13 protein-coding genes and 1 pseudogene are annotated in these 13330 nt (G+C 65.9%); 4 read left to right on the top strand and 10 right to left on the bottom strand.

The features are described 5' to 3' along the window. Positions 1–336: 336 nt before the first annotated feature. Positions 337–552: a hypothetical protein gene (locus BMY06_RS37705; protein WP_065057939.1), complete on the bottom strand. Its 216-nt coding sequence runs from the start codon at positions 550–552 to the stop codon at positions 337–339. A 153-nt stretch (positions 553–705) separates the two neighbouring features. Here BMY06_RS37705 and BMY06_RS37700 point away from each other — a divergent pair, with 153 nt between their 5' ends. Next, complete coding sequence (locus BMY06_RS37700; RefSeq protein ID WP_074987879.1) at positions 706–1143, top strand: hypothetical protein; 438 nt, start codon at positions 706–708, stop codon at positions 1141–1143. Between the two features lie 22 nt (positions 1144–1165). Here BMY06_RS37700 and BMY06_RS37695 read toward each other — a convergent pair whose 3' ends face one another. The 5 genes from BMY06_RS37695 to BMY06_RS37675 all read right to left on the bottom strand — a co-directional run bounded on the left by BMY06_RS37695 (position 1166) and on the right by BMY06_RS37675 (position 7291). Continuing rightward, a complete protein-coding gene (locus tag BMY06_RS37695; protein WP_080180716.1) occupies positions 1166–2239 on the bottom strand; it encodes an ABC transporter permease in 1074 nt (357 codons plus the stop codon). A gap of 4 nt (positions 2240–2243) precedes the next feature. Next, positions 2244–3263: an ABC transporter permease gene (locus tag BMY06_RS37690; RefSeq protein WP_080180717.1), complete on the bottom strand. Its 1020-nt coding sequence runs from the start codon at positions 3261–3263 to the stop codon at positions 2244–2246. Between the two features lie 104 nt (positions 3264–3367). Further along, on the bottom strand, positions 3368–4951 hold the full coding sequence (locus BMY06_RS37685; RefSeq protein WP_074987878.1) for a sugar ABC transporter ATP-binding protein: 1584 nt from the start codon (positions 4949–4951) through the stop codon (positions 3368–3370). Positions 4952–4965: 14 nt separating this feature from the next. Further along, a complete protein-coding gene (locus tag BMY06_RS37680; RefSeq protein ID WP_065057936.1) occupies positions 4966–6003 on the bottom strand; it encodes an ABC transporter substrate-binding protein in 1038 nt (345 codons plus the stop codon). A 202-nt stretch (positions 6004–6205) separates the two neighbouring features. After that, positions 6206–7291 carry a LacI family DNA-binding transcriptional regulator gene (locus tag BMY06_RS37675; RefSeq protein ID WP_080180718.1) on the bottom strand — a complete coding sequence of 362 codons (1086 nt, stop codon included), beginning with the start codon at positions 7289–7291 and terminating at the stop codon, positions 6206–6208. Positions 7292–7598: 307 nt separating this feature from the next. On the opposite strand from BMY06_RS37675, the gene BMY06_RS37670 reads away from it, so the two are divergent. Next, a complete protein-coding gene (locus BMY06_RS37670) occupies positions 7599–8600 on the top strand; it encodes an aldose 1-epimerase (protein ID WP_313903855.1) in 1002 nt (333 codons plus the stop codon). 32 nt (positions 8601–8632) lie between these two features. On the opposite strand, the gene BMY06_RS37665 is transcribed toward BMY06_RS37670, so the two are convergent. Beyond that, complete coding sequence (locus tag BMY06_RS37665; RefSeq protein ID WP_065057941.1) at positions 8633–8896, bottom strand: hypothetical protein; 264 nt, start codon at positions 8894–8896, stop codon at positions 8633–8635. Positions 8897–9293: 397 nt separating this feature from the next. Between BMY06_RS37665 and BMY06_RS37660 the strand changes: the two genes are divergently transcribed. Further along, entirely contained in the window at positions 9294–10655 is a 1362-nt protein-coding gene (locus BMY06_RS37660; RefSeq protein ID WP_074987877.1) for an MFS transporter, read from the top strand. Positions 10656–10784: 129 nt separating this feature from the next. Here BMY06_RS37660 and BMY06_RS37655 read toward each other — a convergent pair whose 3' ends face one another. Then, the gene (locus BMY06_RS37655) at positions 10785–11732 is read right to left on the bottom strand and encodes a CAP domain-containing protein (RefSeq protein WP_124262787.1); all 948 of its coding nucleotides are present in this window, start codon (positions 11730–11732) and stop codon (positions 10785–10787) included. Between BMY06_RS37655 and BMY06_RS39395 the strand changes: the two genes are divergently transcribed. Further along, positions 11722–12066, top strand: a complete 345-nt coding sequence (locus BMY06_RS39395) for a hypothetical protein (protein WP_143064470.1) — start codon at positions 11722–11724, stop codon at positions 12064–12066. The genes BMY06_RS37655 and BMY06_RS39395 overlap by 11 nt on opposite strands. A gap of 365 nt (positions 12067–12431) precedes the next feature. Here the strand turns inward: BMY06_RS39395 and BMY06_RS37650 are convergent, their stop codons facing one another. Both BMY06_RS37650 and BMY06_RS37645 read right to left on the bottom strand, forming a co-directional pair. Continuing rightward, positions 12432–12785: a DOPA 4,5-dioxygenase family protein gene (locus BMY06_RS37650; RefSeq protein ID WP_065057933.1), complete on the bottom strand. Its 354-nt coding sequence runs from the start codon at positions 12783–12785 to the stop codon at positions 12432–12434. Positions 12786–12931: 146 nt separating this feature from the next. Further along, positions 12932–13330: pseudogene (locus BMY06_RS37645) on the bottom strand (threonine ammonia-lyase, biosynthetic); the annotation flags it as partial.

The following is a 13330-nucleotide window of genomic DNA, read 5'->3' as shown; positions in this document are numbered from 1 at the left end:
GCACCGTAGTGCGCTGTTACTACCCGGCGTTTGCTGCGTTGCTGCGTCAGCAGCAGAGAAACGAGATTATGAAGTCTCTTTTTCGTTTCGTCAACATCTTTTTTTATGTTGCCGTTTAAAAGCTTGTTGATCCTGCGAACCCGCTCGTTTCGTCGCGGGCTTCGCTGCGGCGTGTTGCTTGTTGCGTGCAGCGAAGGGGGCGAATCTTAGCGAGGCGATACCATTCACGCAAGCCCCATCGCGAAAATAATCCGCAAAAAAATAGAGGCGCTCCGCGCCTCTCGCCTTCGGCCAGCTTCAGCCAATTACACCGCCAGCACCTGGCCTCTCCGTTCTCTAAGACTTGCTGCCCTTCGGCGGCTTCTTGAACATCGCCTTGCACGGCGGCGACAGCTCGTCGTAGTGCTGCTTCATGCACACGGTGATCTTCTCTTTATTAGGAATGTCGCTCGCACAGAAGTGGAACGCGTCACCACGGCACGCGTGTTCCTGTTCGTCTTGCGACGCCGCGTGGCTCGCGCCCGCCACGCCGATCAACGCGAATCCGAGCATCCAGGCGGCCGCTCGCAGGGTGGGAGTGTGCTTTGTCATATCGCTGTCCTCGTTGAGCGTAGTCAGCGACGGATTGCAAAGCGCGTTCCCGGCACGCCGTTTGCGCGCCCGGCAAGATCTCACGACGAGGCGCTGCCCCGCAGCGTAGCCACCATGAAGACCGCGATTGAAAGTCTCGCGACCGGCGCCGCCCTTGCGCTTGCCCTGGCCGCGCCGCTCACCGTCCACGCCGACGACAGCGCCAGCCCTTGCGCCGCGCTCAAACGCATCGTCGCCGCCGCGCCGCAACACTTCGCCGGTTTGCGCGCCGACGATGGCCGCGCCGTCGCGCAACCCTATGGCGACGACGCCCAATGCGCCGCCAGCCGCGGCACCTATCAGTGCATGTGGAGCGGGCGCAACGCCGGCTCCGGCACCAACGCGCTGGAAGGCGTCGGGGCCGACATCGCCTCGTGTCTGCCCGACGCCACGCACGACGTCAACTCGCCCAACCGCCAGCACTTCTATCTGGGCGCCCGCGGCAGCCGCACCGAAATCACCGCCCAGACCGACGGCGGCGCACGCGTGAAGCTGACCGTCTCTCATCAATAAGGAGAGTTAGCCGCAGCCGGCCTCAGCCCGTCGCGCCTTTTGCCTCGCCCTTGCTTGCACCGCCGCGCGGTTTGCCCGATCCCGGCGTCGCACGCGCGACGCCGTGTCGACGCCCCGTCAGCACGGTCTGGACGATCACCGCCGCAAGCAGGAACGCGCCGCTCGCGAGATTCTGATAGTAAGGACTGAGCGTGCCGACCTGATTGATCACGTTATCGATCACGCCGAGCAACAGCACGCCCGCGAGCGGCCCCGCCATCGTCCCGACGCCGCCCGTCAACAGCACGCCGCCGATCACGGCCGCCGCGATCGACTGCAACTCGTAACCGGTGCCCGCCGCCGCCAGCCCCGAATCCAGATGCGAGGCCAGCAGCGCGCCCGACAATCCGGCCAGCGCACCCGACAACCCATAAGCGAGCACCTTCACGCGCTCCACGCGCACGCCGAGCATGCGCGCCGCCTCCTCGTTGCCGCCGATCGCGAAGATCGCCGCGCCGAAACGCGTGTGATTGAGCAGCACCGCGCCGAGCCCGTAGACCACCGCGAGCACCCAGATCAGATTGCTGATGCCGAAAATCGCGCCGTTCGCGATATGCGCGAAGAAACCCGGATTCGCGATCAGCAGATCCTGACTCGCCAGCACGAGCGCGAAGCCCTTCAAACCGAGCAACGCGGCGAGCGTGACGATGAACGGCGCCATCTTCGCGCGCGCGATCAGCAGACCGTTGACCAGTCCGATGACGAAGCCCGCCGCGACCGGCGCGAGCAGCGCGGCGCCCCATCCGTAGGGCGCGGCATACGCCGACAGCACGGTGCCGAGCCCGACCATCGAGCCGACCGACAGATCGAAGCCGCCCAGAATGATCACAAGACTCTGCCCGACCGCGACGAGTCCGAGGAACGCGCTGTTCGAGACGATATCGGCGAGATTGGAGAAGTGCAGGAAGTCGGGGAACACAAGGCCCGCGATCAGCGCGACGACCACCAGCATGCCGATTGCGCCGCGCGACTGCACGAGCGCGATGATCCGCGCGCGCCGGCCGCCATTCGCGGCGTTTGTGGCGTTAGCGGGAGTCGATGTCGTTTCGTGTGCCATCGCTTCACGCTCCCGAGCGCTGCAGATACAGCGCGACGACGATGAACACCGCCTTCAGGATCTGCGCATACGTAAAGCTGATGTTGTTCATGATGAAGCTCGCATCGAGCACCTGAAGCAGCAACACGCCGAACACCGCGCCGACGATCGAGATGCGTCCGCCCGACAGCGGCGTGCCGCCGATCACCGAAGCCGCGATCGCATCGAGTTCGAAGTTCACGCCCACGTAATTCGGATCGGCCGCGCCGAGCCGCGAGGACGCGAACAGCCCCGCCAGTCCCGCGAGCGTGCCGCTCACGGCGTAGACCAGAAACAGCGTGCGGCGCACCGGAATGCCCGCGAGAAACGCCGCGCTGCGACTCGCGCCGACGAGAATCGTGTAGCGCCCGAAGGTCGTGCGGCGCACCACGAACGCCACCACCACGGCCAGCGCAATCGCGATCAGCATGACGATGGGCACCGGTCCGAGAGCGCCCGCGCCGAGCAGATCGAAGGCGGGCGCATCGGGCAAATTCACGCGCGAGCCGCCGAGCAGCGCCTGCGCGAGCCCGCGCGCCGCGACCAGCAGCGCAAGCCCGGAAATCAGCGGATCGATCGCCAGCAGCGCCACCAGCGCGCCGTTGCACAAGCCCGCCACAGCGCCCACCGCAATCGCGCCGACGAGCGCCGTGCCCACGCCATAAGGCAGGAACACGGCGATCGAAGCACTCGCGAGCGCCATCACCGAGCCGACCGAGAGGTCGATGCCGCGCGTCGCAATGGCGAGGTTCTGGCCGAGCGCGATCAATACGATCGGCGCCGCCTCGAACAGCAGGCTGCGCGCGGCGAACGGATTCTTGAAGCCGGGCGTCACGATCAGATTGAACACGACGAGCGCCGCCAGTGCGAAATACACGCTGTGCTCGCGCAGCACCACGCGCCAGGCGGCGGGGCCGCGCGACGCGGCTTCGGGCTGATCGGCGCGCGGCGCGGGGAAGTTCGAGGGGCTCAAGCGTTCCTCGTTCGATTCAATGTTGGTCGCCATCGGTACGGGATTCGTCGATTGTGCGTCGTTTAGGCGTCGTGTATGCGCTTCCTGGGGATGCGAGCGCGTGGAGGTTCAGCGGTAAGCGAGACGGTCAGACGCGCTCACGCGCCGCCGCTGTCCGGGCCAGCGTCCGCAACCTGGCCCGCCAGTACGGCCAGCACGTCGTCCGGATGCGCGCCCGCGGTCGGCATGCCGCCGTGCGTCGCGCCTTCGTTGAGCATCACGAGGCGGTCCGTCAACGCGAGCAGTTCCTCCATCTCCGAGGACGTGACGACGACCGCGAGCCCTTCCTGCGCAAGCTGCTGCACGACGCGATGCACTTCCTCCTTCGCGCCGACGTCGATGCCGCGCGTCGGATCGTCGAGCAGCAGCACGTCGGGTTGCGTCGACAGACAGCGCGCGATCAGCGCCTTCTGCTGATTGCCGCCCGAGAGCGTGGTGATCAGCGCGCCCGGCCCCGCCGTCTTGATGCCGAGCCGCGCAATCGCCTCGCGCACTACCTGTGCTTCCTTCGCGCGCGAGATGAAACCGAAGCGCGAAATCCGCGGCAGCAGGCTCGCGACGATGTTCTCGCGCACCGACAGCCGCGGAAAGATCCCTTCGGCGCGCCGGTCCTCGGAGAGAAACGCCAGACCGCGTCCGATCGAGCGCGCGGGCGTGGCGTGCGTGAGAGCGCGGCCCGCGAGACGCACGTCGCCCGCATCGGGCTTTTGCGCGCCGAAGATCGTTTTGAAGGTTTCCGTGCGGCCCGAGCCGAGCAAGCCGGCCAGCCCGACGATCTCGCGCGGCGCCACGCGCATCGTCACGTCGCGCACGCGGTTGCCCCATTGCAGGCCGTCGACTTCGAGCGCGGGCGTCGTGCTCGCGCCGGCGTCGGCCTTGCCCGAGCGGTCGGTCCACGCGTGCTCGCCCGCGCTTTCACGGCCAAGCATCGCGGCGATCAGCGCGGCCCGCGGCAACTCCTGCGGCGTGCCGGTGCGCACCACCGCGCCGTCGCGCATCACGGTGAAACGGTCACACAGGCGATAGCACTCGGAAAGCCGATGGCTCACGAACAGCAGCGCAATGCCTTCCGCGCGCAACGCGTCGACCACATCGAACAGCACGTCCACTTCCGCGCCACTAAGCGCCGAAGTCGGTTCGTCGAGAATCAGCACACGCGCGCCGAGCGAGACGCCGCGCGCGATCGCCACCATCTGCTGCGCGCCGAGCCCGAGCGTGCCGAGCTTCGCCGCCGGATCGACCGCGAGCCGGTAACGCTGCACGATCTGCGCGGTGCGTTCGAGCATCTGCTTTCTATCGGTCAGGATGCCGAAACGTTTTGGCTCGTGACACAGAAAAATATTGTCGGCGACGCTGCGCTCCGGAATCAGGTTGATTTCCTGATACACGGCGCACACGCCCGCGCGCTGCGCGGCACGCGGACTGTCGAAAGCGACGCTCGCGCCGTCGAGCGCGAGCGTGCCTGCGTCGGGCTGATGAAAACCCGTGAGCACCTTGATGAGCGTGGACTTGCCCGCGCCGTTCTCGCCGACCAGGCCGTGCACTTCGCCCGCGCGCAAGGTGAGCGAGACGTCGCGCAGCGCGCGCACGACGCCGAAGGTCTTCGAGACGCCGCGCGTGTCGAGCACGGCGCGCGGCGTCGCGTCGGCGACCGTGTGAGCGGGAGCTGCGTCCGTCGTCATCGCCGGGCCGCCGCTCAGTAGACCTTGCCCGCCGCGAGCGACTGCTTCGCGTTGGTCTTGTCGAACAGCGCGTCGTCCATGATCTGCTTTTGCGCGACCGGCTTGCCCGCGAGCCAGTCCTCGAGCGACTTGAACGCGAGCGGCCCGAAGCGCGGATTGGTTTCGACGTCCGCGGCCACCCTGCCTTGATCGATATCGGTGACGATTTCCTTGGTGCCGTCGATCGACACGATCTTCACGCCCTTGAGCTTGCCCGCCTGGCGCAGCGCGGTGATCGCGCCGACCGTCATGGTGTCGGCGTGCGTGTAGACGGCGTCGACGTCCGGATGCGCGAGCAGGATCTGCTCCATCACTTTCTGCGCTTCGGTGGTCGACCAGTTGGCCGTCTGCGCGGCGGCGATCTTCATGTTCGGATAGGCCTTGAGCCCCGCCGCGAAACCGTCGGTGCGCTGGCTTTCGACCGTGTTGCCGTAGCCGCCCTGGATTTCGGCGATCACGGCCTTGCCGCCGGTCGCGTCCGCGAGCGCCTTGGCCGCGCGCTCGCCCTGCTTGTAGAAGTCCGAGCCGAGGAAGGTGATGAAATCCTCGCAGACCGTGCCCGCCGTCTGACGGTCGATCGTCACGACCGGAATACCCTTGGCGCGCGCCTGCGCGAACGCGGGTTGCAGGCCGGTCGAGTCGTTCGGCGCGACGATCAGCGCCTGCGCGCCCTGATTGATCATGCTTTCGATGTCGGCGACCTGCTTGGCCTGGTTCGCGTTGGCATTCGTATACAGCAGCTTCACGCCCGCCGCTTTCGCGGCCGCGCGCACCGAAGCCGTTTCCGTCGCACGGAACGGATTCTGTTCGTTCTCCGATTGCGAGAACCCGACCACCATGCCGCTCAGTTTCAGGTTGGACGGCTTGGGATTCGTGCAGGTCTCGCTGGAATTGGCCTGGACCTTCTGCGCGCCGGCGTCGGACTGCGCATAGGCGCTGCTCGAGGCGAGCGCGGCAAGCGCCGCGCACAGACCGGCGGCAAAAAGGGCGGACTGGATTCGTTGATGACGCATGGCTGTCTCCTGTTGACCGCGGGGGCACTGAGGCTCTTGGGGCGGTCCCATGCAAAGCGGTGAAATGACGTGGACGGTACGGGCTGCGCGCCCTCCCGCTGCCTTGTTGTCTTTCTGTCTTCCTGATCTCCGCCACACGCATCTGCATGGTGCGTGCGACGGATATTACGGCCACTGCTTCAACTAATATTACCAGTCGGAATCAGGAGATATTAATGAGGGTATTCACGGGTGCCGCGGCGGTGCTGGGCGCACAGACCGAGGCGCGCTCGATGAGCGGCCCGTCGAGCTTGACGGTGCGATGGCGCACGGGCGCGCCGGCGCTGCGGTTCTGCTCCTCCTGGAGCAGCGTGTCGACGGCCCAGCGGCCGAGCTCGTAGTTCGGCAGCACGACCGTGGTGAGTGCCGGGTGCGTGTGACGCGCGATTTCCTGGTCGTCGTAACCCATCACGGAGACGTCCTCGGGCACGCGCAGGCCGAGTTGCTTGAGCGCCTCGATCGCGCCGATCGCCATCAGGTCGTTGGCGCAGAAAATGGCCGTGGGCGGCTGCGGCTCGCGCATCAGCGAGAGCGTGAGCTCGAAACCCTGATCCGGGCTCCAGTCGCCGTCGCGCACGAGGCGCTCGTCGAATAGCAGATCGGCGGTCGCAAGCGCCTGCCGATAGCCCTTGAGACGATCCTTCGCGGCGTCCTGCCAGGTCTCGCCGTTGATGAAGCCGATGCGCCGGTGACCCGCCACGATCAGATAGTCGGTGGCCGTGTGACCGCCCGCGACTTCGGCCGGCACGACCGAGGAGAGCGCGTGGTCCGACGCGTAGCAGTTCAGCAGCACCGCCGGCACCTTGAGCAGCGCGGGCGGCACCGCGACCTTGCGCGTGTAGACCGTAGCGTAGATCACGCCGAGCACGTTGGGCATGGCGAGCGTCTGCAGCACCTGCTGCTCCATCTGCGCGTTGCCGTGCGTGGAGAACACGGCGAGCACGCAGCCCGCGTTCCAGGCGGCGTCGCGCGCACCGTCGATGCTCACGACCGGATGCGGACTGGTCGACACCTCGTCGGCAACATAGACGATCAGGTTGCGATCGCCCGCGCGCGCGGGCGGCTGCGCGGCGCGCACGGGCAACTGATAGCCGAGTTGCTGCGCGACTTCGTGGACCTTGTTGCGGGTGGCCTCGGAGAGCTTGGCGCCGACCGCGCCATTGAGAACGAGAGAGACCGTCGATTGCGACACGCCCGCGGTCTTCGCGATATCGGTCATGGTCGGACGGCGCTGGGTCGATTTTTTCATCGGATGCGAGGTGAGCCGCGGATCGTGCGGATTGTCCGCAAATCGAGCCGCCAGGCGTGCGGCGAAGCGCGTTGCCGAACGGCGTCGCGCTTCGCCGCATGGCGGCCGGAAGGCGGCGCGGGCCGGGCCCGCGCTGTTGGGCCGAAGCGTAGCACTAATATTTAGGTCAAACAATTAGCGTAAGTCGCCATACGACATCCTCTCCATCTCTCATCGATCGCGACTATATTATTTTTTATTAGTAATAATTACACGACTATTCCGACTCGCTTCTTCCCCGCTTTTCCCGCTTCCGGAGACCGCGCCTTTGACCGCCTCCTCGCCACGCCGGGCCTCGATCGCCCGCGCCGCCTCGCCAACGCCGTTCGACGCCGCCGCGCTCGACGACAACCAGCTCATCGCGCTCGCGCATGGCGCCTCGCGCGCGCTGATCGCCCCGCACGTCGGCGGCTCGATTGCCGCCTTTTATGACGACGATCCGATCCACGGCGCGCAACACTGGCTGCGCCCCGCGACAGCGGAGGCGCTCGACGCATGCGATCCGCTCGGCATGGCGAGTTTTCCGCTGATGCCGTACTGCAACCGCATCCGCGACGGACGCTTTCGCTTCGAAGGCGAGATGATCGATCTGCCGAGCGGCACGGGCGCGCTGCGTCACGCGCTGCATGGCCATGCGTGGCGGCGGCCGTGGAACGTCGAATCGTGCGACGCCGGTTCGGTCACGCTGCATTTCGTGCACGAGGCGCCCGCGCGCGGCGGCGAGGGCTGGCCGTTCAGCTATGAGGCGCGCCAGCACATCACGCTCGACGAAAGCGGGCTCGCCGTGCGGCTGTGGGCGCGCAATCTCTGCACGCGCGCCATGCCGTTCGGCTTCGGCCATCACCCGTACTATCCGCGCCCGCCCGGCACGCGCATCGCCGCGCGCGTGCGTGCGATGTGGGAGATCGACGCCGAGGTGCTGCCGGTCACGCTCAGCGCGCATCCGGCCGTGGAGGCGCTCGAAGACGGTCTCGTCGTCGATGAATTCGATCTCGACAACAATTTTTCCGGCTGGCGTCGCGAGGCGCTGATCGAGTGGCCGGCCGAAGGGCGGCGCCTCACGCTGCGCGCGAGTGCGCCGCTCGACTACTTCGTGCTCTATAGCGCGGCGGGATTGCCGTGGTTCTGTGCGGAGCCCGTCAGCAACACGACGGACTGGCTGAATCTGCAACTCGACGGACTCGCGGGCCGGCTCGACGTGGGCGGCACCGTGCTCGCGCCCGGCGAGAGCGTCGAAGCGCACCTCGCCTGGCTGCCCGGACGGATCTAGCGCGGAGGCATTGACCCGAGCATCGCGCCACCTTACATACCGGACGACGTGCGCACGCCCGCTTGCGGCGCGCCGTAACCGCCCGCCTGCGCATTGTTCGGCAGACCATTGGCCAACTGGCCGCGCGGATCGGTGGGCCCGACCGGCAACTCGCCCGCCTGACGATTGCCGTGCGTGGGATATTCGCTGCCGCGCGGGGCGTCCGGCATCAGCTGAAGGCCGTTTTGCGGCGAACGCAGATCGTCCGCGGCGGACATCTGCGCGAAGGCGCTACGCGCGGGCAGCGCGGCGGCCACCGCAACGGTGGCGGCAACGAGAACGAGCGCGCCGGTGCGCGCCTTGGGGAAAAACGCCGGGATCTTCACGTCGGACTCCTTTGGCCATCCAGGCCAGATCGCTACTCCAGACTACGCCGGGCTCGATGCTGATTCGACACGCCAACAAATGGTGTGTTCGACACGCTCGCGCACGTTCGGGTTGGCGCGCCCGTCCTGCGCGCACCGGCCGTCAGCAAAGATACGAAGCGCACCGTCTCGCGGATGCGTCTCGCGCGCCAGCCCGCCGCCCTCACTCGATAATGTCCCCGATATCGGCCGCGCACGCACGGGCGTACTATTCGTGCTCGGCATTTCAAGCATAAGAAGCGTGCTCCGCGCGAACCCACGCGCGCGCTCACGCAACGAGGAGACATTCATGAGTCGCAGTCCCGCCGTCAACGTTCAGACGTTTCTCAACGAGCATCCGTTTTCTCCGTTCCAGTGGTTCATCTTCGCGATGTGTTTCGCGATCGTCCTGCTCGACGGCTTCGACACGGCGGCGATCGGTTTCATCGCGCCGTCGCTGCTCGGCGAATGGGGCATCGCCAAACCCGCGCTCGCGCCGGTACTCAGCGCCGCGCTGTTCGGCCTCGCGTTCGGCGCGCTCGCCTCGGGCCCGCTCTCCGACCGGCTCGGCCGCCGCGCGATGCTGCTCGGCTCGGTGCTGGTGTTCGGCGTCGCGTGCCTCGGCTCGGCGTTCGCCACCAGCATCGACCATCTGACCTGGCTGCGCTTCGTCACGGGCGTGGGGCTCGGCGCGGCGATGCCCAACGCGGTCACGATGATGGGCGAGTACTGCCCCGACAATCGCCGCGCGACCATCATCAATCTGATGTTTTGCGGCTTCCCGCTCGGCGCGGCGTTCGGCGGTTTTCTCGCCGCGTGGATGATCCCGCACTTCGGCTGGCGCAGCGTGCTCGTGCTAGGCGGCGTCACGCCGCTCGTGCTGGCCGTGCCGCTTGCGCTGCGCATGCCCGAGTCGGTGCGCTACATGGTGGCGAACGCGAAACCGGCCGAACGCATCCGCACCGCGCTGGCGCGCATTTCCGCCGATGCGCTCGCGGCCCAGTCGTTCACGATGACCGAAACCGCGCCGCACGCAGAAGGCAAGGGCCTCGGCGTGGTGCTCTCGGCCCGCTATCTGATCGGCTCGGTAATGCTGTGGATCGCCTATTTCATGGGCCTCGTGATCTTCTACGCGTCGATCAACTGGATGCCGCTGCTGCTCAAGGACGCCGGCCTGCCGCCCGCGCACGCGACGCTGATCGCCGCGCTGTTCCCGCTCGGCGGCATCGGCGCGGTGCTGTGCGGCGTGCTGATGGATCGCTTCAACGCCAATCGCATCATCGCGGCCTGCTACGCGCTCACCGCGTTGTCGGTCTGGCTGATCGGCCAGGCGGTGGGCAACGTCGGCGCGCTCGTGCTGATCGTGTTCGTGGCCGGCGTGCTGATGAACACCGCGCAGTCGTCGATGCCCGCGCTCGCCGCCGCCTTCTATCCGACCCAAGGCCGCGGCACCGGCGTCGCGTGGATGCTCGGCATCGGACGCTTCGGCGGCATCGCGGGCTCGTTCCTCGTGGCCGAACTCGCGCGCCGTCATTTCTCGTTCGCCGGCATCTTCGCGACGATCGCCGTGGCAGGTCTTGTCGCGTGCGCGGCGCTGCTGGTGAAACAGGCGGCCCGGCCGCAGGCGATCGAAGCGACGCGCGCGGCGAAAACCGAATCGTTCGGGCATTGAGTCGCGCAATCTGCACGGCAAGATCGCGCGCGCTCGACGCGCGCACATGAACAAAAGGGGTCGCTCGATGCGGCCCCTTTGTTTTGCTGCGTGCTACGTGTTACGTGCTGCGCGCTGCGTTCGCGGCGATCAGAACTTCGGCAGCGGACGGCTTTGCGTGCTTTGCACCGCCGAATGCGCGATGCCCGACGCCGCCGTCGTGAACGTCCACGCCACGTTGATCGAGTACGTCTTGCTCGACGAATCGGTCAGCACGCCGGTCACCTGCACCGTGTAGGTCGTGCCGCTCGCGAGCGCCGTGTACGGCACGCACATCGCCGCGTTGCTGAGTTCGGACGGCGTGGTTTGCGGCGTCTGCGGCAGGCAGGAAACGCTCGCGCCGCTCGCCGACGTAATCGTGAAGTTCAACGAGCTGAGCGTGGTGCCGAAGGCGCTCTGGATCGTCACCGGATAGCCGACCGTCGTATTTTCGTAAGTCGGCTGGCTCGCGAACGGGTTCGGATCTTCGTTCGAGAACCAGCTCGTCGGCACGCCCTGCTGGCCGGAGTACGGATACGCGACGAGCGTGGTGACAGGCATCGTGTCGGCGCCCTTGCTGCCGAAGTCGATGTTGAATGCTTCCCAGCTCGCGTTCTGCATGGAGCCGACGCCCATCAGCGTGAAGTCGTCGAGCATGACGATGCGATGGAACGGCGCGTCGAACAGCGTTTCGACCGGCGACAGGCTGTCGTTGAACGCGGCGGGCTGACCGGCCACCACCACTTCGCCCATCATCGAGTACGAGCCTTCGGCCTGGATACGGTCGAACGGCGATGCGCCCGTGTAACCGGTGTTGCCGGAGACTTCGGTATGGCCGTAGGTCTGGTTGTCGACCAGATAGGTTGCGTGGTCGAGCGACGCCGTGGCGAGCCCGGCGTCGGTCGGCAGCGTGGCGAGGCCGACGTTCTGGCGCACGGCGTTCAGCCAGGCGATGCCGTCGGTGGTCGCATTGCCGCTGGCCGAAGGCAACGTCGTGGCGGTGGCGGCAGGCGCGAGCAGCACAACATCGCTCGAGCCCGAGCTGGACGTGGTCGGCACGCTGGTCGCGGAGGAGCGCGACGAACTGCTGCCGGACGAGTTGGTGGACGACGAGCCGGACGAGGCGGACGAATCACCGCCACCGCCGCCGCCGCAAGCAGCGAGAAGCGCAGCGGCCAGCACGGCGGCCGCTTCGAGTTTGAGTGTGGAAAACCGCATGACAAGCCTTTTGTTGTTTATTCGAGAAGTCGCCCCGGCCGGTGTAATGCCGGTTATTGCTGGCGCGTCCATTCATGCCCTTACTCCCTCTGCGTCACGATGCGAACATCGTTCGGCAGCTTTCAATCCGGCAACGCAATTCGATTGCAGAAAATTGATTGCGCGTCCTGACTAACGGCAGAACACGAATGAACTTGAGCATTGCTGCGGGAGAGCGTCGGAACGCGTTTCTGCCGGGCTTTTCCGGCAAAACGCGCGATTATGCAGGAATGCAAAGAGGGCTGGAACAGCGAATTGACGCACCGGTTTCGACTGACGAATTAGCGTCGCTTTAACTGTGGTTTAGCGGTAAAAATTACGTCGTTATTGAGTCGTTTGGCGCGATTTATTGTGGTGCACAGCGTGCCCATTGGCGGAATTTGTGCGGCTCTTTACGGCCGCTTTAAAGACTTATTATTCACACGATTAGCGCGTTTTATTTGGCATCCGAACCAACGGATCAGCGCAATGTGTTGCTGTCGCGACGTGCGCGAAGAAATCTCACACGCCGAATGCGCCGAGATTGAGCGTGTGCGAACGGCCGATCCACACCGCGGAATCGCGATGATCGCGCAGAGAATCGGAGGTATTCGGATGCACGAATACGTCGAAACGACCGTGATTAAGCGTAAGCCATGCAAAGACGTCGGCGAAGTCCGCGTTGGCGATCGCGAGCTGATACGACCACATCGGATGCGGCCCAACCGGACGCTCGTGGAAACGACCGATTTGCACGGTATTGCCCCAACGCGCGTCGATGATTTCGCGCAAGGCCCACGCGGCGTCGCGCGTATCGGCATCGAAATAAATGTGAGCGTGCCAGCCGGTGATTTCAGTGGGATCGATTCGATTCATGGTGAGGCGCCTGAAGAACGGGAGTGCGGGAATCCAGCGGAAGATCGAATCGATATTTTGCCGCGAATTGCGGCGTCGTGTTCCCGGCCTCGCAGCGCGTCGAGCAAGAGGCTCGGGAACACTCATCAAGTACTCAGGACGTCGAATTACTTGAGAAACAACCGATACGCCGGATTCTGCGTCTCTTCGTAATGCGGATAGCCGAGCGTGGCGAGGAAGCGGCGGAACTCCGCGTCTTCCGCCGCCGGCACCTGAATCCCGACCAGAATCGAGCTGTAATCCGCGCCCTGATTGCGGTAGTGGAACAGGCTGATGTTCCAGTTCGGCGCCATCGACGAGAGGAAGCGCATCAGCGCACCCGGGCGCTCCGGAAACTCGAAACGGAACAGGCGCTCGTCGTGCGCGAGCGGCGAACGTCCGCCGACCATGTAGCGGATGTGCTGCTTCGAGAGTTCGTCGCCGGTGAGATCGACGCACGGAAAACCGTGCTCGACGAAGGTCTGCGCGATCTGCCGCGATTCGCCGCGATTGCGGATCTGCACGCC

The organism is Paraburkholderia tropica (genome assembly GCF_900109265.1).
Taxonomy (GTDB): Bacteria; Pseudomonadota; Gammaproteobacteria; order Burkholderiales; family Burkholderiaceae; genus Paraburkholderia; species Paraburkholderia tropica.
This window is presented reverse-complemented; position numbering and strand designations above follow the sequence as displayed.

Coding starts and splice junctions, on each gene's coding strand:
- BMY06_RS37705 (WP_065057939.1), bottom strand. CDS start 552: ATGCTCGGATTCGCGTTGATCGGCGTGGCGGGCGCGAGCCACGCGGCG.
- BMY06_RS37700 (WP_074987879.1), top strand. CDS start 706: ATGAAGACCGCGATTGAAAGTCTCGCGACCGGCGCCGCCCTTGCGCTT.
- BMY06_RS37695 (WP_080180716.1), bottom strand. CDS start 2,239: ATGGCACACGAAACGACATCGACTCCCGCTAACGCCACAAACGCCGCG.
- BMY06_RS37690 (WP_080180717.1), bottom strand. CDS start 3,263: ATGGCGACCAACATTGAATCGAACGAGGAACGCTTGAGCCCCTCGAAC.
- BMY06_RS37685 (WP_074987878.1), bottom strand. CDS start 4,951: ATGACGACGGACGCAGCTCCCGCTCACACGGTCGCCGACGCGACGCCG.
- BMY06_RS37680 (WP_065057936.1), bottom strand. CDS start 6,003: ATGCGTCATCAACGAATCCAGTCCGCCCTTTTTGCCGCCGGTCTGTGC.
- BMY06_RS37675 (WP_080180718.1), bottom strand. CDS start 7,291: ATGAAAAAATCGACCCAGCGCCGTCCGACCATGACCGATATCGCGAAG.
- BMY06_RS37660 (WP_074987877.1), top strand. CDS start 9,294: ATGAGTCGCAGTCCCGCCGTCAACGTTCAGACGTTTCTCAACGAGCAT.
- BMY06_RS37650 (WP_065057933.1), bottom strand. CDS start 12,785: ATGAATCGAATCGATCCCACTGAAATCACCGGCTGGCACGCTCACATT.